Raw genomic sequence first — 20,491 nt, forward strand, 5'->3', positions numbered from 1 at the left:
TAAATATAGATAAAATATTAGTTTATTAAATTGTAATGTTATTTAATATCTATTGATTAATAATCTTAATTATATGGTTTCTAATTTTATTAATATTCTTTAGTTTTGTATCTATTCCACCAAAAATATTAAAACTTGACAATTCCATACCACAAAAGTTTATAATCTGTTCTTTCCACATATTTTTATGTCTTCTATTTGCACCAGTTAATGCATAATAAAATTTTGGAGCTCCAGTTGTTGTAAATATTGTAACTTTTTTGTTTTTTAATAGTCCCACAGGTCTTGAGTTTTTGTATTTATATGCAAAGTTTGTAGAAAAATTCCAATCTATCCAATTTTTTAATATTGCAGGAATTGATCCCCACCAATATGGAAATACAAATACTATTTCATCTGCTTTAGAAATTTTTTCTTGAAAATATGTTTTCTCTTTTGTTTTTTTATCTTCTAGTTGATAAAAACCTTGTTGATATTCTGATTTATATAAATCAATAAATTCTACACTATTTTTTTTTGACATCTCCTCTTTGATAAGTGATGCAATGTAGTGGTTTAATGATTTCTCATTTGGATGAGCTAGTATTACTAATATATTTTTCATAATCGTCCTTTTGAATTTAAGTTAACGATGTTAACATAATGATGTTAACATTGTCAACATTGGAAAATAAACTTATGATATAATATCTTTATGAAAAGAAGTAGTAATTTGAAGAAATCGTCAAAATATCACCACGGAAACTTAAAAGAAGAGATGTTGCAGTTAGCATTAGAAACTATCTCAAAAGAAGGAATAGAAGTTCTTACTTTAAAATTTTTAAGTGATAAACTAAACACTTCAAGAAGTGCAATATATAGACACTTCTCCTCAAAACAAGATTTAATACAAAATGTAATTGCTTATGGATTTAATCTTTTTGAAGAAACATTAATCCCAACATTAAATAAAAATAATGGAACAGTTTTAGAAAGATTATCTGCAATGAGTGATTCTTATTTAGATTTTGCAATAAATAATCCAAATTTATATAGAGTTTTATTTGGTGAAAAATACCAAGATATAAGAGAAAATACTTGTACTCTTGCTGATAAGAATATAGAAGATAGTTTTACACTTTTAATAATGTTATTAGAAGAGGGGAAAGAAAAAGATATTTTAAAAATAGAAAACTCTTTTTTACAAGCTCAAACAATACATGCTTTGATTCATGGAATAGCAATTTTATATATAGATGGACATATTAATATTAAGAATAATATAAATGAGTTATATAAAATCTCTTTTGATTCATTACTTAATGGTATAAAAAAACAAAAAAATTAATATAGACTATTAATTAATATATTTTTTCTCTTCTTTAGTTAAAAGTAATTATTATATAGATTATTATCTCTTTAGGAGAATATTATGACATATATAATTGGTGATGTTCATGGCGAGTATGATGACTTAATATTATTAATAAAAAAAATTCCTACAAATAGTGAAATTATATTTGTTGGGGATATTGTTGATAGAGGAAGTAAATCAAACAAAGTTATAGAAATTATAAAAGAAAATGGCTATAAATGTGTATTAGGTAATCATGAAAAAATGATGATAGATTTCAGTGAATACTTTATAAAAGATTATCCAAATATTCCTTTTACAGGTTTTTTAGACGCATGGATAAAAAATGGTGGTAAAGAAACATTAAAGTCTTACGATTTAATAGCAACTGATAAATATGATGGGAAATTAATTTGTAATAAAAATAACAAAGGTTTTAAACAATATAAAGAAGATATTGATTGGTTAAAAAGTTTACCTTTATATATTAGATTAGATAAAAAGAAAAATAATAAACCAATAGTTATATCCCATGCTTCTTTTGCTGATATTTGGAATCTAGTAGAATCTAAAGAAAATAAGAAGACAGTAGAACAATATGCTTTATGGAATAGAAAGCCTCCAAAAGAAAATTCTGCTATTTTTAATATATTTGGACATACACCTGTTTCAAGTATAGATACAAGTAAACACTATATAAATGTTGATACAGGATGTTGTTATAAAAAAGAACAAAACTTGGGTAAATTAAGTGCATATTGTATAGAAACCAATGAAGTTATATCTGTCTAACTAGTTTTTTAATACTTTTAATTATAATAGTAATAAATTAATATTATTATATTAGGGAAAAGAGTTGAATAGATATATAAATAGTTTTGAGATACAAGGTGAGATTTTTTATTACTATGACATAAAAGCTGTAATGCAAGAGAATAAAGAATTAAAAAAGTTACCTGTTGTTTTAAAAATACTTTTAGAAGCAAACTTACGAAATGCAAGTAATGAAAACGAACTTTATGAAATAATCAATATTTTCAAAAATAAACAACGAGTAAATATAAAACTATATCCTTCAAGGGTTATAATGCAAGATTATACAGGGGTATCTGTACTTGTAGATTTAGCTTCCATGCGAGACTCTTTTTTAGAACTTGGAAAAAATGTTGAAGATGTAAATCCTAAGATAATAGTGGACTTAGTAGTTGATCACTCTTTAGATATATATACAAATGAAGAAGAGTATAACTTTGATAGTGATATAGAAAAAGAGTATGAGTTAAATAAAGAGAAATACCAATTTATAAAATGGGCACAAAATAGTTTTGATAAGTTAAGAGTAGTACCACCTGGTTCTGGTATATGTCATCAAGTAAACTTAGAGTATTTATCAACTATTTTACACCTTAAAAGAGAAGAGAATAAAAACTTTATTTATCCAGAAACTTTAATTGGAACAGATTCCCATGCTCCTATGATAAACTCCCTTGGAGTATTAGGTTGGAAAGTAAATGAAATCCAAGCAAAAACATCTATACTTGGAATGCCAGTTTCTTTAACTTTACCACAAGTAGTAGGAGTAAATATCCATGGTAAACTAAAAGAAGGTGTTACTTCTTCTGATTTAGTATTAACACTAACAAGTAAATTAAAAGAGTGTAATATAAAAGGAAAGCTTGTAGAGTTTCATGGAAATGGATTAAAACATTTAACCTTAGAGGATAGATCTACAATTGCAAATATGGCCCCTGAGTATGAAGCAGTATGCTCTTTTTTTACTATAGATGATAAAACAATAGATTATTTTAATAAGACAAGGGACAATGAAGATTATGGATATTTATTAAAAGAGTATTTACAAAGACAAGAACTTTTTTATAGTGATGAGGTATTAGAGTTTGATGAAGTAATAAATTTTGATTTAGAAGAGTTAGAACCTGCAATTGCTGGACCTAATAAAGTACATACACATATAAAAGTAGAAGAGTTAAAAGAACAACAAATTAATAAAAGTGGTTCATATTTAAAAGACTTAGATGTAGTAATTGCTTCTATTACTTCTTGTACAACAACTTCAAATCCATATTTAATACTACACGCTGCACTTGTGGCAAAAAAAGCTTATGAGTTTGGATTACATACTAAAGAGTATGTTAAAACTTCTTTTTCTCCTGGTTCCTTAGCTATTAAAGAGTTTTTAAAAAAATTAGATTTACTTAAATACTTAGAACACTTAGGTTTTTATATTACTGGATATGCTTGCGAGCTATTTGGTAATTTAGAAGATAAGTATGAGTTTGATATAAAAGATAACAAGTTAGACGTGTGTTCTTTAACTTCAGGTAGTAAAAACTTTCAAAATAGATTACATCCTTTAATAAACTATAATTATTTATCATCTCCTTCTTTAGTGGTTATATATTCTATAGTGGGTACGACAAAGTTTGATTTATTTGAAGATGTAATAAGTACAATTGATGATAAAGATATTTACTTAAAAGATTTATGGTCTAGTTCTAAAGAAGTAGGGGATTATATGAGTGAATTAGATTATACTTTATATAAAGACATATACAAAGATATCTTCAAAGGAAATGAGTTTTGGCAAAACTTAGAAGTAGAAAATACAAAGAATTATAAATGGAATGATAATTCTACGTATATACAAGCATCTATGTTTTATACTGAAAATAAAGAAGAAAAGTTAGATATTCATGGAGCAAGATTGTTAGCTTTATTTGATGATAACATAACTACTGAACAAATTTCACCTATGGGGCAAATACCTTTATACTCTACAGCTTCTAAGTATTTAGAAGAAAAAGGAATAAAATCCTTTGAGTACAATACCTTTGGTAGTAGAAAAGCTAATGCCAAGCTAATGATAAGAGGAATATTTGAACATCCTAAATTAAAAAATAGAATGGTATCAAAAGAGTCTGCTTATACTTTTGATTATGAAAATAATGAAATAGTATCTATTTATGAAAAATCACAAAAATTTAAAGATTTAAAAAAGCCTTTAGTTGTAGTTGCAGGTCATAATTTTGGTATGGGAAAACAAAAAGAGTGGGCAAGTAAGGGAATGAACTTACTTGGTGTAAAAGTAATTATTGCAAAATCATTTGATGAAAAATATAGAAAAGACTTAATTGCTTATGGAATATTACCTTTAGAGTTTATTGATGATGATATTGATTCATTAAAATTAAAAGGAGATGAAAATCTATCTTTTATTAGTGATAAACTTATAATTGAGGGCAAAATAAAAGCTTATATAAATAGAGGATATGATGAGGTTCAAATAGATTTAAAAGTAAGAATTGATACAAAAATAGAATTAGAATATTATAAAAATGGAGGAATATTTCCATTTTTATTTAATAGTTTTAAATAGTTTTATAAACCATTGAGATAAAAATTACAAGATATAAAAGCAAAATATATTTTTTATATGATGTTGATTTTATACTATTTTTTAATTTTATTCCAAAATATACTCCAATAAGTGAAGCTATACCTACAGTTGCACCTTCTTTAAAAAGCATTTGATTATGTATTGTTAAAGAAGTAAATCCTGCAATAGATGAAAAGATAACAAAAAATAGTCCTAATGATGTAGCTTTTTTTAAATCATAATTTAAAAATCTAACAAGTATGGGAGTTAAAAGAATTGAACCACCAACACCAATACTCATTGCAGTAACTCCTATTAATGCACCTATAATAAATAAAAAGAATTTACTACTACTCTTTTTTTCATCTTCATGTATTTCTGCTGGAGATTTAAATATTGAGATTATAGAATAAAATAAGATAACTATAAAAACATATTGTAATGTTTCATTTGAAAAGTTAGTGATAATAAAACCACTTTGTAAACCTCCAAAAAAACCACCAATTCCAATGATTAAACCATCTTTTAAAACATTTTTAGCTTTTTTAGAGTTAAGAAAAGAACCATAAATTGAAGAAAATATCATTTGCATAATAGATATTGAAACAGCTTCTTTCATAATAAACCCAGCAAATAAAAGCATAGGAACAAGAACCATTCCTCCTCCAACTCCAAAAAAACCAGAGATAAATCCAGTTAGTGCTCCAAATGCTAATAATTCATACATGTTTTACTTCTTTATAGAGTTCATTGCATTAATAAATTTATTGTAATCTTCTTCTAATCTTTTGTCTTTGTCACTTACATCAATACCATCTTGTTCTTTTAAAACTTCTTCTAAAATATGAATTCTTTCAATAAGATATTTAAACATCTCTTTATTTATATCAGGCAAATCATCATGTGCAAGTTTACAATTCTTTTTATCTTTTTTGATAATTTTAGCAGGAACACCAACTGCAGTTGAGTTTTTAGGTACATCACATACTACAACAGAATTTGCTCCAACTTTAGAGTTTTTATCAATTATGATATTTCCTAAAACTTTAGCTCCACTACCAATAACTGCATTTTTTCTAATAGTAGGGTGACGTTTACCCTTATCAAGACTTACTCCACCTAAAGTTACCCCTTGATAAATAAGAACATCATCTTCTATAACAGTAGTGGCTCCAATAACAACGCCAATTGCATGGTCTATAAATACTCTTCTTCCAATTGTTGCAGCTGGATGAATATCAGTTTTAGTAAAAAGTGAACCTATGCCTACTAGAGCTCTAGCAGTTTTTGTCCATCCTTTATTATAAAGTCTATTTGCAATTCTATGATTCATAATTGCCCAAACTCCAGGATAGTTAAAAAATAGTTCAAAGCTAGAGTCTAAAGCAGGGTCATTTAATTTTGGAACAGAAAAATCTTCTTTTATCTGTTGCCATAAAGATATCTTTTTTTGTTCATTTAAAATGTGTGTTTTTATTTTTTCATGTATATTTTGTTCATTTATTTTATTCATTATAACTCCACGCTGTTTTTAAATAACTATTTTCATGTAAATACTTCTCTAAAATTTCATAGGTGTTTTTATCTAAATTTTTTTCTAAAATATTTTTTATTTCATCAGTGTCATAATCAATATCTTCTAATATATCAATAATTTTTTGTGATTCAAGTATTTTTTCTAATTTCAATTTATTATTTTCAAAAACAACATTAACTTCAGTAGGGTGAGAAAATAAATTATGTTTCATTCCTAAAGTATCTTGATAAGCACCTACATTAAAAAAGGCAAGATAATATTCTTCTTTTTCTAAGTCAACATCATGTAAATATAGAGGTTTTCTTGCATTAAACTCTATTTCTCCATCACTATCACAAGTTATATCCCATAAAGAGGCACTTCTTGTAGGTTTTTTATCTAAATGTGTAATTGGCATTATAGGAAATTCTTGGTCTATTCCCCAAAGATCAGGTAGTGACTGAAAGATTGAAAAGTTTAATAAATATTTTTCTTGTATTTTATTATCAATTCTTTTTAACTCTGCATAATCTTCTATTTCAAGTAAACTTATAGACTTTTTAATTATTAACTGTGCTAATATCTCTGCATTACTTCTATCTTGTAAATCAATATAACCTAAATCAAAAAGTTTTAATAATGATTCTAAATGATCCATACTATCATGCATATATTCTAAAGCAGTTTTTCTATTAATATCTTCATATAATTCATTTAATTCTTCTATTAAAGGAGGATTAACTTCTTTTAATCTTAAGTTATTTTCTTCATATTCTGCTGAAAATAATTCAAGTACAGGTGCTATTAACACAGTACTATTTGCAGAAATAAATCTTCCTGATTCTGTATAGATATCTGGTTCTTCAACACCTTTTTGTTTTGCAATATTTTTAAGTGTAAAAATTACATCATTTGCAAACTCTTGTAAATGGTATTGTGTAGTTCTTTGATATTGTGAATATTCAACTGTTAATCCACCACCAATATTAATTGCACTTAAATTTATAGCACCCATATTTTTAAGTTCAGCATAAATATGACCTGACTCTTTTAAAGCTTTTTTTAGTGGCTTAATAGTTGTCATTGCAGAACCAATATGGAAATGAATCATTGTTAAACAATCAAGTAAGTTATTTGTTTTAAGTAGTTCATAGGCTTCTAAAATCTCAGTTGAACTAAGCCCAAATTTTGAGTCAATTCCACCTGATTTCGCCCAAGCTCCACCACCACTATTAAATAGTCTAACTCTAATTCCTACACTAGGAGTTGGTAAAGATGTTTCTTGTTCTACTTCAAGTATTATTTCAAGTTCAGTTAAACCTTCGATAATAATAGTTATATCATGACCCATTTTTTTAGCAATAAATGCCATATGAATCATTTCTTTATCTTTAAATCCATTAATAGTAATAGGTGCTCCATACTTATTATAAGTCATAGCAAGAAATAGTTCGGCTTTACTTCCTGCTTCTAAGCCATAACCAAATTCTTCACCTGATTTTACTAATGGTAATAAAAAATTTGGTAATTGATTTACCTTTAAAGGAAATACTGCATTAAACTTCCCTTTATAATCATACTCTTTAATAGCATTGTTATATAAAGTAAACAGTTTTGAAATCTGTTTCTTTGTTAGATGTGGAAACCTAAGCAATAAAGGACCTTTAAAATCTTGAGCCCTAATGTCTTTTACTATATCTATAATTGCAGGCTTTGATGCATGATTTATTTTAACAAATCCTCCATCAATGAAAAAGTTATCATCAGCCCAAAGATCAATACCATAATTTTCCAATGTTAAAAGTCCTCTATTTTAATAGTTTTTTCTTCTTGTGTTTCAATATTTTTTACATAAATAGTGTTATCATTTAATTCATTTTCACCAATTAAAGCAACAATATTTGCTCCTTGTTTTTCTGCTAATTTAAAGTGTTTACCAAAACCTCTTGGAGTATATTCCATAATAGTTTTAGAAGTTTTTCTTTTATTATTTACAATTTTAGATACTAAATTTAATGCTTTTTCATCCATTGCACCTACATAAATTACATCTTCTTTTTGTTCTTTTATTTTTACAAGCTCTAGTAGTCTTTCAATACCAATTGCAAATCCAATACCAGGAGTTTCTCTTCCTCCAAGGAATTCAACAAGTTTGTCATATCTTCCTCCACCTGCAATTGCACTTTGTGCTCCAATTTCATTTGAAGTAAATTCAAAGGCAGTTTGAGAGTAGTAATCTAACCCTCTAACTAAGTTTGTATCTATCTCATATTTAATACCATTGAAGTCTAAAATTTCTTTTAGTTTTTCAAAATCAGTATCGCATTTTTCACAAAGATTATTTGTGATCTTAGGAGCATCGTATAATAGTTTTTGACAGTTTTCATTTTTACAATCTAAAACTCTAATAGGATTTGTTTCAATCCTTCTATTACAGTCTTCACAAAGTTTATCTTTGAAAGTTGTTAAATGCTTAACTAGGTTTTCTCTATACGTTGGCATGCAGTTTGGACAACCAAGTGAATTAAGTTGTAAAGTAAACTTAATTTCAAAGAAATCTAAAATATCTTTTAACATCATAATGATGTTTGCATCTTCATAAACAGAAGCTTGACCAAATACTTCACAACCAAATTGGTGGAACTGTCTTAGTCTTCCTTTTTGAGGTCTTTCATATCTAAACATTGGTCCATAGTAGAACCATTTATATGTTCCTCCAGCTCTATCAAATTTATTTTGTACAAAGCTTCTAACAACGCCAGCAGTCCCTTCTGGTCTTAAGCACACATCGTTTTCACCTTTGTCTATAAATTGATACATCTCTTTATTTACAATATCAGAGCTTTCGCCTACAGATCTTTTAAAAAGGGCTGTTTCTTCTAGTATAGGAGTTTCAATATACGAAAAACCATAGTTCTTTGCAATTTTTGATGCATTTTCAATAAAGTATGTAAAGTATTTACTATCTTCATTTAAAATATCATTCATACCTCTTAAACTTTGAATATTAGCCATTTATAAATCCTTCTATTTTTTGTGAAATCTCTTCAATGCTTAGGCTTGCATCAATATAAATATGATTTAAATTCAACATCTCAATTGTTTTTTTCATTCTATTTTGGATATCAAGTAAATAATCAATACCCCTTGATTCAATAGAGTCATTAGTTTTTCCACTTAATCTTTTTGTTAGCTCTTCTTTTGATAACTCAAGTAAGATAACGTGGCTAGGTAGTGTATTTTGTGTTGCTATTAAGTTTAAGCTTGTAACAACTTCTAATGGTAACTCTTTGGCATAAGAAATACCACTGATTATACTTCTATCACTAATAACCATTTTTTCTTGATTAGGCTTTATAACTTGTTCTATGTGCTCTGCTCGATCTGCAAGAAATAAAAACATTTCTGCTGTTGTACTTGTTGCTTCGCCATTTAAAGCCATTGCTCTTAGTTTTAAACCTATTTCTGTTCCACCTGGTTCTTTTGTAAAAATCGCTTCTTTATGATTTTTTTTCAAAATTTCAAGTTGAGTTGATTTACCAGCAGTATCAACTCCTTCAATTACTACATACATTTTAATACCTCGTCTGGAACAAGATGACAGAATTTACCATTAAACCTGATTATTTCTCTTACTATTGTTGAAGAAACAAAAGCATTTTCTAATGTTGGCATTAAATAAAGTGTTTCTATTTTTTTATTGATTGATGAGTTTGCATAACCCATTTGTAGTTCATATTCAAAATCAGAAACAGCTCTAAGTCCCCTAATAATAGTATGTATCTCAAGTTCTGTGGCTAAATCAACTAATAAAGTATCAAATCCAATTACTCTAACTGTTTCCATACCTTTAGTTGCAGCTTTAGCAAATTCAACCCTTTGTTCATGGGAAAACATTGGGCCTTTTGTTTCACTTTTTGCAACTGCAATAACAACTTCATCAAAGATATTTGTAGCTCTTCTAATAATGTCCATATGTCCATTTGTAATTGGGTCAAAAGTCCCACTATAAATAGCTTTTCTATATGAGTCAATAGGTTTTTTAGTTTTTTCTGCCATCTTTATTCCCATCTTTTATATAAATTGTGGTCAATTTTTAATAAATCAAACCATTTCCCTATCATAAAATCTTCCATCATGTCCAATGAATCTTGCTTTGAATAATATGCAAGTGTTGGTGGAGCAATAGTTACACCTAGTTTTGAAAGTTTTAACATATTCTCTAATGCAATTGAAGAATAAGGCATTTCTCTAGGAGCTAGAATAACGTCTCTATTCTCTTTAATCATAACTGTAAATGCTCTAGTGATTAAGTTATCACTAATTCCAACAGCACATTTTGCAAGGGTATTCATAGAGCAAGGAAGAATAATCATCTTGTCTGTTTTAAAAGAACCTGACGAGATAGGGGCTTCTATTTGAGTTTCTTTGTAGATAAACGAGTTTTTTCTTTCATTTATCAAATCTTTTACACTTATATTTTCTTCAAGTTTTAAAGCTTTTTTAGCGCTTTTAGAAATAACTGCGTGAACTTCTATGTTATTAGGAAGTTTTTGTATGAATTTTAAACCTAGTCTAGAACCACTAGCACCAGTTATAGCAACAACTAATTTCATTTAAAACCTTTAAAGATTATTTAGAAGAATTAGATGTTATCGAAAAATGACTTTATTTTCAAAAACCAACATAAAAATACAATAAAAAATTATATAAAAATGTATAAAATTTAATCTAAATTTAAGCAATGTTTATATATCATTTTGTATAACTATTTTATATCTTTTATTTAACAATATGTTAGCTAAAAAATATAAAATAATACTTTTTGTTTAAGGAAATAAGATGTCTAGAATTTTAAGTTTTGTAAGAGTTAATAACAACAATGAAGTTTATACGAATTCACAAAGAGAAGGTATAAAAAATTATGTGGAAAAAAACAATATTTCTATTTCAGAAAATATAGAAATTGAAATTGATACTCCTGTTGAAGAAAGAAATATTTTGGATTTTTTAAAAAACTGTGAATCTTCATCTACTCTTTTAGTTTATGATTTAAATGTTTTTGGAAGAACAATTGAAACTATTTTAGAAGTGTTAAAGTTTCTTTTATCAAATAAAATTAGAATAATTGTTGTTAAACAAAATCTTGATTTAATTGATGATAAAGATATGTTAACTCAAATGATACTTGGTGTTGTTTCTATGACAATTGGATTAGAAAAAGAGTTAATGAGTTTAAGAACAAAAGAAGCATTAACTGCAAAAAAATTAAAAGGTGAACATTTAGGTAAACCAAAAGGAACAATTCAAAAATCTAAATTTGATAAACAAAGAGATAAAATTGAAGAGTTATTAGCAGTAGGTTTATCTGTTAGAAAAATTGCAAAACTTTTAGGATATAATAATCATATAGGTTTAAATAACTATGTTAAAAAAAGAAATATTAGAAATAATCTTCCTAATACTTTAGATATTGCAAGTTAATTAGGAAGTTGAAAGAAGAGTGATATGTTTGCAATTTATAATAAGGGTGGCTTAAACTTTAGAAGTACTATAGATAATCTTTATTCTATGTCTAATGTTGAATCAGTATCTGAAGCAAGAAATAATACAGAAGAAGGTTTACCTAAAGATCACAGTGTTAAAGAAAAGAAAAAAGACCAAGGGCAAAATAAAAATTCCTTTGAGCAACTTTTAGAAAAAGATGCAGCAAACACTTATAAAGAAATTGCAAATATTGATACAAAAGAACCAATCTTCCATATTAGTGATTTAATGAGAACAGATGTTATTACATTAAACACTAATAATAAAGTCAATGAAGCATATGAAATCATGGAAGAAAATGAAATAAGACAAATTCCTATTTTAGACCCAGAAACTAATAAGATTATTGGAATGGTAACTCACAAAGTACTTTTAGATTATATCTTCAATGATTTAGAGTATGCAGAACATAATTCAGAAAAAACATTAGACAATTTAGAATTAAGAGAAGTTATTACAGCTCATCCTTTGACAGATATAAGAAGAGTTGCAAAAGTAATGGTTGACTTTTCTTTAACGGCAATTCCAGTAGTAGATGAAAACGATATGATCAGAGGAATTGTTTCAAGAGCTAATATTTTAAAAGCAGTTGCAAATACTCCTCCTTTACAAATTTGGGGTTAATTATTAAATTTAAAAATTGACAAAATTTTAAATATTTCTTATAATTAGTAAAAATAAATGAAAGGTAAAAGATGATTAATTCTGTTTCTTCAGTATCAGATGTATCAATGTCAGGTTATGGTGTTAATGATGTTATATCTAGATTAACTTCTGATGAATATAGTACTGTTCGTTCAGTATTATCAAATTATGACTCTTCAAATCTTTCAAATCAAGATGCAGTAGAAATAACACAAGCTTTTGATGAAGCAAATATAGAACCATCTAGACAGTTAAATAACTTTATGGATAGCTTAGGTTTTGATGCTCAACAAATAGGTCAGCTTGCAAGTGTTTTACCTCAAAATATACAAGCTTCAAATCCATCTAATTCTTTAGATGAGTTTAAAAAAGAAGAGGAAGCTTTAACTATTGCATTAAAAGACTTACTTTTAGAAAACAATGACAATAATGAAACACCATCTTTTTCTAAAGAACAAGTTGAAGATTTCGCAAGTAAAATTGCAGCTTTAAAAGATGATACAAAAGAGTCAGTAAAACAGATGATTGAAAATCTAAGTTCACAAAGTTCTTCTTTAACACAAACTCAAACACAAAATATAGTTCAAAACTCATTAAGTCAAGTTTTGAGTGACTCAAATAACTATAACTCTTTTTCTATTTACGCATAGAATAAATTCTAAAAATTATTAGATTAATTCTCACTTCAAACAACTTATAGTAAAATAATTCACTTTTTGAAAATGGAGAAATTATGAAAGTATTATTATTAAAAGATGTTAAAGGAACTGGAAAAGAAGGTGATGTAGTTGAAGTTAAAGACGGATATGGTAAGAATTTTTTAATTGGAAAAGGTCTTGCTCTTCTTGCTACTAATGAAGTTCTTAATAAATATAAAGCTCAACAAAGAAAATTAGCTGAAATCGAAGCTCAAGAGATTGCTGAAGCTCAAGAGCTTTCAGAAAAGTTAAATTCTACAAAACTAACAGTAAAACATAAAATTGGTGCAAATGGTCATTTAATTGGTTCTGTGACTAATAAAGAGATTAGTGAAGAGTTAAAAACTCAATTTGATATTGATTTAGATAAAAAAACATTAACTTTAAAATCAAAAATCAAAGCAGAAGGTATTTTTGAAGTTGATTGTAAACTGGGTCATGGAATTCATGCTACTTTAAAAGTGGATATTATAGGAGTTCAATAGTGTTTGACGCAACTACAATACTTGCATATAAAGGACAAGGACAAGCAGTAATTGGTGGAGATGGTCAGGTTACTTTTGGAAATACTGTATTAAAAGGTAATGCTACAAAAATCAGAAGATTATATAAAGACCAAATACTAGCAGGTTTTGCAGGAAGTACTGCAGATGCTTTTAATCTTTTTGATATGTTTGAAACGCATCTAGAAACAACAAAAGGTGATCTACTTAAAGCTGTTGTTGCTTTTTCAAAAGAGTGGAGAAAAGATAAAGTTCTAAGAAGATTAGAAGCAATGATGATTGTTTTAAATAAAGAACATATTTTTATTCTTTCTGGAACTGGTGATGTTGTTGAACCAGAAGATGGAAGTATTGCTTCAATTGGAAGTGGTGGAAATTTTGCAATTTCAGCAGCAAGAGCACTTGCAAAACATTCTGATCTTAAACCAGTTGATTTAGTAAAAGAGTCATTAATGATTGCTGGAGAACTTTGTATATATACAAATCAAAATATTAAAATATTAGAAATAGAGGATTAATATATAATGGATATGACACCTAAAGAGATTGTTACTTTTTTAGATGATTATGTAATTGGTCAAGATAATGCAAAAAAAACAATCGCATTGGCATTAAGAAATAGATATAGAAGAATGAAAGTTGAGCCAGAACTTCAAGAAGAGATTATGCCAAAAAATATTCTAATGATTGGAAGTACTGGTGTAGGTAAAACTGAAATAGCTAGAAGACTTTCAAAAATGATGGGATTACCATTTATTAAAGTAGAAGCATCAAAATATACAGAAGTTGGTTTTGTGGGACGAGATGTTGAATCTATGGTTAGGGATTTAGTTTTTGAATCAATTAATTTAGTAACTAAAGAGTTTGAAGAAAAAATTAAAGATAAAATAGATGAAGAGATTAATAAACAAATTATTGAAATATTAGTTCCTCCTTTACCTGAAACAGCAACTGATAGTGCTAGAGAATCATTTATTAAAACATATAATAAAATGGAAGCAAAATTACTTGCTGGTGAATTAGATGATAAAAAAATTGAGATAGAGGTTCCTAAAAAAGCACATGTTGAAATTATTGATTCATCAATGCCTATGGATATGAGTTCTATGCAAGAAAGTTTAAATAAAATGCTTGGTGGACTAAATAAAGAGAAAGTTAAAAAAGAAGTAACTATAAAAGATGCAAAAGTTTTATTAAAAGATGTTGCAAGCGAAAATCTTCTTGATCAAGAAGCTATTAAAATTGAAGCTATTAAAAGAGCTGAAAATGGTGGTATTATTTTTTTAGATGAAATTGATAAAATTGCAACTGGTTCTAAAACACAAAATCAAGACCCATCAAAAGAGGGTGTTCAAAGAGATTTACTTCCAATTGTTGAAGGAAGTTCAGTTCATACTAAATTTGGGCAAATAAAAACTGACCATATTCTTTTTATAGCTGCTGGTGCATTTCATGTTTCTAAACCAAGTGATTTATTGCCAGAGTTACAAGGAAGATTTCCTTTAAGAGTTGAGTTAGAAAACTTAAATGAAGATGCTCTTTATCAAATCTTAACAAATACAAAAAACTCTTTACTTAGACAATATAAAGCATTACTTGCTGTTGAAGATGTAGAGTTAGAGTTTGATGATGAAGCAATTCATGCTTTTGCTAAGTATTCAGTAAGTGCAAATGAAAAAACAGAAGATATTGGAGCAAGAAGACTTCATACTGTAATTGAAAAAGTAATTGAAGATATATCTTTTGAAGCAGATACAAAAGCAGGTGAAAAAATTATTATTACAAAAGAATTAGTTGAAGAAAAACTAGAAGATATTGTAGATAATGAAGATACGGCGCGGTATATTTTATAAAATTTATTAAATATGTTTTAAAAGTTTAACTTTATTTTTGATAAAATGAATTAAATTGTAAATTGGAGTAAGTCAATGAAAATCGTAACATTTAGAGAAATTGAAGAATCATTAATTGATAATAAACACACAGTTGAGCATTTTCAAAGTGGTTGTAGTGGAGAAGCTCAAGTAGCAATTTTAGATATAGATACTATATTTGATTTTGAAGAAAATAAACATGAGGCTTGTACTGAAGAGTTTATCTCAATTGCTATAGTTGATGATGAAAGTGATTTTGATGCATTTAGGAATTTTGGTATTGATTCTTGGATCAAAGGAAGTGACTTACAAGATTTAAACTCATTATTAAATTTAATTGAAAAAAGGCATTTCTCATAATTATAGATTCTCACTGTCACTTAGACAATAGCCAGTATTACGATGATATTGATGAAGTAATAATTCGTGCACTAGAAAATGGGATTAAAGGTTTTTTAATTCCAGGTGCAGATTTAAATGATCTTCCAAGAGCTCAAAAATTAGCAGAAAAATATGATGAAGTTTTTTTCTCAGCAGGTGTTCATCCATATGATATTGAACAATATGATAGAAAAGTTTTAGAAGAGTATATTTCTCATCCTAAATGTATAGCAGTGGGTGAGTGCGGTTTAGACTATTTTAGACTTCCAGAAGATGAAATTGAAAAAAAACAAAATATAGAACTTCAAAAAGAAGTATTTATTGATCAAATAGAGTTTGCTAAAAAAGTAAATAAACCTTTGATTGTACATATTAGAGAAGCTTCAAATGATTCAAGAATAATTTTAGAAGAGTATGATGCAAAAGAAGTTGGTGGAGTATTACACTGTTTTAATGCAAGTGAACATTTACTACCTTTAGCAAAACATAATTTCTATTTTGGAATAGGTGGGGTTCTAACTTTTAAAAATGCAAGGAAGTTAGTAGAAATTTTACCTAAAATTCCCCTTGATAAATTAATACTAGAAACAGATTGCCCATATTTAACTCCTCATCCTCATAGAGGAAAAAGAAATGAACCTTATTACACAAATTTTGTAGCCGAAAAAGTTTCAGAACTTTTAGAAATACCATTAGAAGAAGTTCAAAAACTTACTGTAGATAATACTATTAAGTTATTTAAGCAATTTTCTAAAATAATTTAGATAAAATATTACCTATTTCATAAAAATAGGATAGTATTTGAATAAAGTTCTTTCTCTCATAATAATTTTCTCACTGTACTCTTATGCCTCATTAATTGGTTCTAGTTATTCCCAAAGAGATCTACAAATCTTAGAAGAATTGGATATAACACCTTCTTTTATTAGTGATTACAAGCTTCAAAGAGTATATTACCATTATCAAAGTAAATATAATTCAAGCAACTATATAGACAAGCTAAATGAAGCATCTTTATTTTTACCAAAAATCAAAGAGATTTTAAAAGAAGAAGGTATTCCTGATGTATTTATTTATATGGCAATGGCCGAATCAAACTTTACAATGGATGCTAAATCAAGAGTAAGAGCAACTGGTCTTTGGCAGTTCATGAGTGCAACAGGAAGAAGATATGGATTAGAAAATGATTTATATGTTGATGAAAGAATGGATTTAATAAAATCAACAAAAGCTGCTGCTAATTATTTAAATAGATTGCATAGTTTATTTGGGAAATGGTATTTAGCAGCAATTGCATATAACTGTGGAGAAGGTAGAGTAATTGAAGCAATAACTAGAGCTACTCTTGACTTATATGTTGAAAAACATCCTAAAATGGAACATGATAAAAGAATTAAAAAATATAGAGAAACAATAAGAGATTATCAACAAAGAAGAGTTAGATTTAGAGAAGTACGAAAAATTTATAATGTTGTTAAAAAATGGGATACAAAACCTGATATAAATGATTTATTAAAAGTTCAAACAAAAATTAGTAGACAATATATTCCAAGTGAAAGTAGAAGCTACATTAGAAAAATTATATCTTTAGCAATGATGAAGTCACAAAGTTTTATTAGAGATGAAGAGAATTCACATCTTTTAAATATGGGAATATCAACAACTGTTACAACTGTTCCTGTAAAGGGTGGTTTACATTTAAGAAATATTGCAAACTCTATTGGTATGAGTTATGAAGAGTTATTAAGTTTAAATAAACATATTAAACAATCAATTATTCCACCTACAAAAAAAGTATATGAAATTAATATTCCATATAGTAGATTAAGTAGATTTAATGAAGCAAAAGATAGTATCAAAGATACAAAATTTTTAGTACATATTGTAAAACGTGGAGATACTTTGTATGGTCTTTCTAAAAAATATAGAATTCCATATAGTCTTATTAAAGATTATAATAACCTAAAATCAAACATGCTTTCTTTAAAACAGAAAATTATTCTACCTATTCCAACTGATATGCTAGGGAAAATTAAATTTTCAAGTGATAGATATAGAACAGGTAAAAAATATATTGTTAAAAGTGGAGACTCTTTGTACTCTATTGCAAAAAGATATAAAATAAAAGTAGAAAAATTAAAAAGAGATAATAACTTAAAAACATCACTTTTAAGGATTGGAGATAAAATTGTTATTAGGTAAGTCATCATTAAAATCAATACTATTTATAAGTTTAAGTGCAACAATCCTTTTTACTGGGTGTTCAAGAAAATCTACAGTAGGTTCATATATTCCTTATTATGGTGAAACTCAAAAAAAGAAAACTTTTAAACCATTAGGAAGTCAAAAAATTAGAAACTCTAAAGCTATGCACAAAGCTACTATGAGACCTTATAAAGTTCATGGTAAGTGGTATTATCCAACTTTAGCGAAAGTTGGGGATACTCAAAAAGGTATAGCTTCTTGGTATGGTCCAAATTTCCATGCAAAGCTTACTTCAAATGGTGAAATGTATGATATGTATGCAATGACAGCGGCGCATAAAACACTTCCTATGAATTCTATGGTAAAAGTTGACAATTTAGAAAATGGAAAATCAGTTGTTGTAAGAATTAATGACAGAGGACCTTTTATTACAGGAAGGATTATTGACCTTTCAAATAAAGCTGCCCATGCAATTGATATGGTAGGAAAAGGTACAGCAAGTGTTAAAATTGAAGTATTAGGCTTTAATGCAAAAATTGCAAGAACTAAAGAAGAGAAACAAGAAACTGCAAGTGTTGGAAGATATTATGTTCAAGTTGGAGCATTTAGTAGGCCTGAAGGTGCAAAAATTACAAAAAGAAAATTTGAGTTAATACTTGAAGATAGATATAATGTTATAATTAAAAAAAGTGATTTAAATAGAGTATGGATTAGTGGATTTAGATCAGAACAAGAAGCACAAGACTTTAAAGAAGCAAATGGTCTAAGTGGTGCACTAATTATTGCAAAATAGGAATATAGTATGACAGAGATTAATAGAAAAACAAAAGAAACTGATATTAAGTGTAAAGTAGATACTCAAGGTAATGGAAAATCAAATATAAATACTGGTGTAGGTTTTTTTGACCATATGTTAGAAGCTTTATCAAAGCATAGTGGAATAGATATTGATTTATCTTGTGATGGTGATTTACATATTGATGCTCACCATACTGTTGAAGATTGTGGAATCGTTTTAGGTAAAGCACTTAAAGATGAAATTTTTCCTATTGAAAATGTAGAAAGATATGGAAATGCAACTGTTGTTATGGATGAAGCAGCAACTACATGTGCTTTAGACTTATCTAATAGACCTTTTTTAGTATATGAGGTAAATTTAAGTGGAAAAGTAGGTGAGTTTGATGTTGAACTTGCAGAAGAGTTTTTTCATGCTTTAGTTATGAACTCAGGACTTACTTGTCATATAATAAATGAAAGAGGAAGAAATAAACACCATATTTTAGAAGCTAGTTTTAAAGCCTTTGCAGTTGCACTTAGACGTGCAATGGCAAAGAATGATAAATTAGGAATTCCTAGTACAAAAGGTGTTTTATGATTGAGTTAATTGTTCTTGATGTTGATGGCACATTAACAAATGGACAAATAACATATACAAATAGTGGTGATGAACTTAAATCATTTGATGTAGCAGATGGTTTAGCAATTGCTACATGGACAAAAAAGCTTGGTAAAAAAGCAGCAATTATTACTGGAAGAAACTCTAAGATAGTTGAAACTAGAGCAAAAGATTTAAATATTACTCATCTTCATCAAGGTATTCATAATAAAGATGAAGTTTTAGAAAATATTTTAAAAGAAGAGAATCTTTCTTGGAATCAAGTTGCTGCAATTGGTGATGATTTAAATGATTATAAAATGCTAAAAAAAGTTGGACTTTCTTTTACTCCTGCAAATGGTTCAAAATATATTAATGATGTAGTTAATATAAGATGTGAAGCATATGGGGGAAGTGGTGCAGTAAAAGAGATGATTGAATATATCATTAAAGAAGATGGTATAGAAGAGGAATATGTAAACTCATGGTTATAAGAGTATTTGTTTTAATTCTTTTAGCTTTATCTGTAACTAGTTATTTTATACCTGTTAAAAATCTAATTAAAAAAGATAATCAAACGGAAACTCCTTTATTGGTATTTAATGATTCTACAATGTATACACTAACAACAGATAGTATGAATAGAATTCTTTATGCTAAAGAGGTTTATAGATTTGAAAAAAGAGATGTTATGCATGAAGGTGCATTAACTTTAAAAAGTTATGATTCTAAAAACAATTATGTAACAGATGTATTGTATTCTGATGTAATTGTAAAAAGAGGAGATATTTATAAATTTTTCAAAAATGTAAGATTTAAAAGAGATAACTTTATATCTTTAAATACAGATGAACTTTTTTATAATGCTAAAGAAGAGATTGCTACAAACACTCTTCCTTTTAATGGTACTTATTATAATAATATTATTAATGGAAATAGCTTATATTTAGATATGAAAAGTTATTTTATGAAATCAAATAATACACATTTTGAAATAGATATGAAAAATAAATAAAG

24 protein-coding genes are annotated in these 20,491 nt (G+C 27.3%); 16 read left to right on the top strand and 8 right to left on the bottom strand.

The features are described from left to right. Positions 1-49: 49 nt before the first annotated feature. Positions 50-604, bottom strand: coding sequence for an NAD(P)H-dependent oxidoreductase (locus tag CRV01_RS10865; RefSeq protein ID WP_129008232.1), 555 nt, complete (start codon positions 602-604; stop codon positions 50-52). Between the two features lie 108 nt (positions 605-712). Here CRV01_RS10865 and CRV01_RS10870 point away from each other — a divergent pair, with 108 nt between their 5' ends. From CRV01_RS10870 to acnA, 3 genes are all read left to right on the top strand, one after another. Next, positions 713-1,327: a TetR/AcrR family transcriptional regulator gene (locus CRV01_RS10870; RefSeq protein WP_164970053.1), complete on the top strand. Its 615-nt coding sequence runs from the start codon at positions 713-715 to the stop codon at positions 1,325-1,327. 84 nt (positions 1,328-1,411) lie between these two features. Further along, the gene (locus tag CRV01_RS10875) at positions 1,412-2,125 is read left to right on the top strand and encodes a metallophosphoesterase family protein (protein WP_129008234.1); all 714 of its coding nucleotides are present in this window, start codon (positions 1,412-1,414) and stop codon (positions 2,123-2,125) included. Positions 2,126-2,189: 64 nt separating this feature from the next. Then, entirely contained in the window at positions 2,190-4,730 is a 2,541-nt protein-coding gene (gene acnA, locus CRV01_RS10880; RefSeq protein ID WP_129008235.1) for an aconitate hydratase AcnA, read from the top strand. On the opposite strand, the gene CRV01_RS10885 is transcribed toward acnA, so the two are convergent. The 7 genes from CRV01_RS10885 to CRV01_RS10915 form a co-directional block, all read right to left on the bottom strand. After that, positions 4,723-5,457 (bottom strand): sulfite exporter TauE/SafE family protein, encoded by a 735-nt coding sequence (locus CRV01_RS10885; protein WP_129008236.1) that lies wholly within the window; start codon positions 5,455-5,457, stop codon positions 4,723-4,725. The two genes, acnA and CRV01_RS10885, sit on opposite strands and share 8 nt — an antisense overlap. A gap of 3 nt (positions 5,458-5,460) precedes the next feature. After that, a complete protein-coding gene (gene cysE, locus CRV01_RS10890) occupies positions 5,461-6,174 on the bottom strand; it encodes a serine O-acetyltransferase (protein WP_375234268.1) in 714 nt (237 codons plus the stop codon). A gap of 61 nt (positions 6,175-6,235) precedes the next feature. Then, a complete protein-coding gene (gene speA / locus CRV01_RS10895; protein WP_129008238.1) occupies positions 6,236-8,041 on the bottom strand; it encodes a biosynthetic arginine decarboxylase in 1,806 nt (601 codons plus the stop codon). Between the two features lie 2 nt (positions 8,042-8,043). Further along, positions 8,044-9,261, bottom strand: coding sequence for a histidine--tRNA ligase (gene hisS / locus CRV01_RS10900; RefSeq protein ID WP_129008239.1), 1,218 nt, complete (start codon positions 9,259-9,261; stop codon positions 8,044-8,046). Next, complete coding sequence (gene tmk / locus CRV01_RS10905; protein ID WP_129008240.1) at positions 9,254-9,820, bottom strand: dTMP kinase; 567 nt, start codon at positions 9,818-9,820, stop codon at positions 9,254-9,256. The genes hisS and tmk overlap by 8 nt, the downstream gene beginning before the upstream one ends. Then, positions 9,811-10,305 carry a pantetheine-phosphate adenylyltransferase gene (coaD, locus tag CRV01_RS10910; protein ID WP_129008241.1) on the bottom strand — a complete coding sequence of 165 codons (495 nt, stop codon included), beginning with the start codon at positions 10,303-10,305 and terminating at the stop codon, positions 9,811-9,813. Before coaD ends, tmk begins: the two co-directional genes overlap by 10 nt. A 2-nt stretch (positions 10,306-10,307) precedes the next feature. After that, positions 10,308-10,862 (bottom strand): UbiX family flavin prenyltransferase, encoded by a 555-nt coding sequence (locus tag CRV01_RS10915; RefSeq protein WP_129008242.1) that lies wholly within the window; start codon positions 10,860-10,862, stop codon positions 10,308-10,310. Between the two features lie 226 nt (positions 10,863-11,088). On the opposite strand from CRV01_RS10915, the gene CRV01_RS10920 reads away from it, so the two are divergent. The 13 genes from CRV01_RS10920 (at position 11,089) to CRV01_RS10980 (ending at position 20,489) form a co-directional block, all read left to right on the top strand. Further along, complete coding sequence (locus CRV01_RS10920) at positions 11,089-11,730, top strand: recombinase family protein (RefSeq protein WP_129008243.1); 642 nt, start codon at positions 11,089-11,091, stop codon at positions 11,728-11,730. A 24-nt stretch (positions 11,731-11,754) separates the two neighbouring features. After that, the gene (locus CRV01_RS10925) at positions 11,755-12,417 is read left to right on the top strand and encodes an HPP family protein (RefSeq protein WP_129008244.1); all 663 of its coding nucleotides are present in this window, start codon (positions 11,755-11,757) and stop codon (positions 12,415-12,417) included. A gap of 71 nt (positions 12,418-12,488) precedes the next feature. Further along, entirely contained in the window at positions 12,489-13,088 is a 600-nt protein-coding gene (locus tag CRV01_RS10930; RefSeq protein ID WP_129008245.1) for a hypothetical protein, read from the top strand. Between the two features lie 83 nt (positions 13,089-13,171). Further along, the gene (rplI, locus tag CRV01_RS10935) at positions 13,172-13,621 is read left to right on the top strand and encodes a 50S ribosomal protein L9 (protein ID WP_129008246.1); all 450 of its coding nucleotides are present in this window, start codon (positions 13,172-13,174) and stop codon (positions 13,619-13,621) included. Continuing rightward, positions 13,621-14,157: an ATP-dependent protease subunit HslV gene (gene hslV / locus CRV01_RS10940; RefSeq protein ID WP_129008247.1), complete on the top strand. Its 537-nt coding sequence runs from the start codon at positions 13,621-13,623 to the stop codon at positions 14,155-14,157. Before rplI ends, hslV begins: the two co-directional genes overlap by 1 nt. A 6-nt stretch (positions 14,158-14,163) precedes the next feature. Continuing rightward, positions 14,164-15,492 (top strand): HslU--HslV peptidase ATPase subunit, encoded by a 1,329-nt coding sequence (hslU, locus tag CRV01_RS10945; RefSeq protein ID WP_129008248.1) that lies wholly within the window; start codon positions 14,164-14,166, stop codon positions 15,490-15,492. 75 nt (positions 15,493-15,567) lie between these two features. Continuing rightward, a complete protein-coding gene (locus CRV01_RS10950) occupies positions 15,568-15,873 on the top strand; it encodes a hypothetical protein (protein ID WP_129008249.1) in 306 nt (101 codons plus the stop codon). After that, positions 15,870-16,658, top strand: coding sequence for a TatD family hydrolase (locus tag CRV01_RS10955; RefSeq protein ID WP_129008250.1), 789 nt, complete (start codon positions 15,870-15,872; stop codon positions 16,656-16,658). Before CRV01_RS10950 ends, CRV01_RS10955 begins: the two co-directional genes overlap by 4 nt. A gap of 37 nt (positions 16,659-16,695) precedes the next feature. Beyond that, positions 16,696-18,096: a lytic transglycosylase domain-containing protein gene (locus CRV01_RS10960; protein ID WP_129008251.1), complete on the top strand. Its 1,401-nt coding sequence runs from the start codon at positions 16,696-16,698 to the stop codon at positions 18,094-18,096. Further along, the gene (locus tag CRV01_RS10965) at positions 18,077-18,892 is read left to right on the top strand and encodes a septal ring lytic transglycosylase RlpA family protein (RefSeq protein ID WP_375234269.1); all 816 of its coding nucleotides are present in this window, start codon (positions 18,077-18,079) and stop codon (positions 18,890-18,892) included. The genes CRV01_RS10960 and CRV01_RS10965 overlap by 20 nt, the downstream gene beginning before the upstream one ends. 9 nt (positions 18,893-18,901) lie before the next feature. Next, entirely contained in the window at positions 18,902-19,474 is a 573-nt protein-coding gene (gene hisB, locus CRV01_RS10970) for an imidazoleglycerol-phosphate dehydratase HisB (RefSeq protein ID WP_129008252.1), read from the top strand. Then, positions 19,471-19,968 (top strand): HAD family hydrolase, encoded by a 498-nt coding sequence (locus tag CRV01_RS10975; RefSeq protein ID WP_129008253.1) that lies wholly within the window; start codon positions 19,471-19,473, stop codon positions 19,966-19,968. Before hisB ends, CRV01_RS10975 begins: the two co-directional genes overlap by 4 nt. Continuing rightward, a complete protein-coding gene (locus tag CRV01_RS10980; protein WP_129008254.1) occupies positions 19,959-20,489 on the top strand; it encodes a hypothetical protein in 531 nt (176 codons plus the stop codon). The genes CRV01_RS10975 and CRV01_RS10980 overlap by 10 nt, the downstream gene beginning before the upstream one ends. Positions 20,490-20,491 lie beyond the last annotated feature (2 nt).

It is taken from the genome of Arcobacter sp. CECT 8983, assembly GCF_004118855.1.
In the GTDB taxonomy this organism is placed as follows: Bacteria; Campylobacterota; Campylobacteria; order Campylobacterales; family Arcobacteraceae; genus Halarcobacter.

Coding starts and splice junctions, on each gene's coding strand:
- CRV01_RS10865 (WP_129008232.1), bottom strand. CDS start 604: ATGAAAAATATATTAGTAATACTAGCTCATCCAAATGAGAAATCATTA.
- CRV01_RS10875 (WP_129008234.1), top strand. CDS start 1,412: ATGACATATATAATTGGTGATGTTCATGGCGAGTATGATGACTTAATA.
- CRV01_RS10885 (WP_129008236.1), bottom strand. CDS start 5,457: ATGTATGAATTATTAGCATTTGGAGCACTAACTGGATTTATCTCTGGT.
- hisS (WP_129008239.1), bottom strand. CDS start 9,261: ATGGCTAATATTCAAAGTTTAAGAGGTATGAATGATATTTTAAATGAA.
- tmk (WP_129008240.1), bottom strand. CDS start 9,820: ATGTATGTAGTAATTGAAGGAGTTGATACTGCTGGTAAATCAACTCAA.
- coaD (WP_129008241.1), bottom strand. CDS start 10,305: ATGGCAGAAAAAACTAAAAAACCTATTGACTCATATAGAAAAGCTATT.
- CRV01_RS10915 (WP_129008242.1), bottom strand. CDS start 10,862: ATGAAATTAGTTGTTGCTATAACTGGTGCTAGTGGTTCTAGACTAGGT.
- CRV01_RS10920 (WP_129008243.1), top strand. CDS start 11,089: ATGTCTAGAATTTTAAGTTTTGTAAGAGTTAATAACAACAATGAAGTT.
- CRV01_RS10925 (WP_129008244.1), top strand. CDS start 11,755: ATGTTTGCAATTTATAATAAGGGTGGCTTAAACTTTAGAAGTACTATA.
- CRV01_RS10930 (WP_129008245.1), top strand. CDS start 12,489: ATGATTAATTCTGTTTCTTCAGTATCAGATGTATCAATGTCAGGTTAT.
- rplI (WP_129008246.1), top strand. CDS start 13,172: ATGAAAGTATTATTATTAAAAGATGTTAAAGGAACTGGAAAAGAAGGT.
- hslU (WP_129008248.1), top strand. CDS start 14,164: ATGGATATGACACCTAAAGAGATTGTTACTTTTTTAGATGATTATGTA.
- CRV01_RS10950 (WP_129008249.1), top strand. CDS start 15,568: ATGAAAATCGTAACATTTAGAGAAATTGAAGAATCATTAATTGATAAT.
- hisB (WP_129008252.1), top strand. CDS start 18,902: ATGACAGAGATTAATAGAAAAACAAAAGAAACTGATATTAAGTGTAAA.
- CRV01_RS10975 (WP_129008253.1), top strand. CDS start 19,471: ATGATTGAGTTAATTGTTCTTGATGTTGATGGCACATTAACAAATGGA.
- CRV01_RS10980 (WP_129008254.1), top strand. CDS start 19,959: ATGGTTATAAGAGTATTTGTTTTAATTCTTTTAGCTTTATCTGTAACT.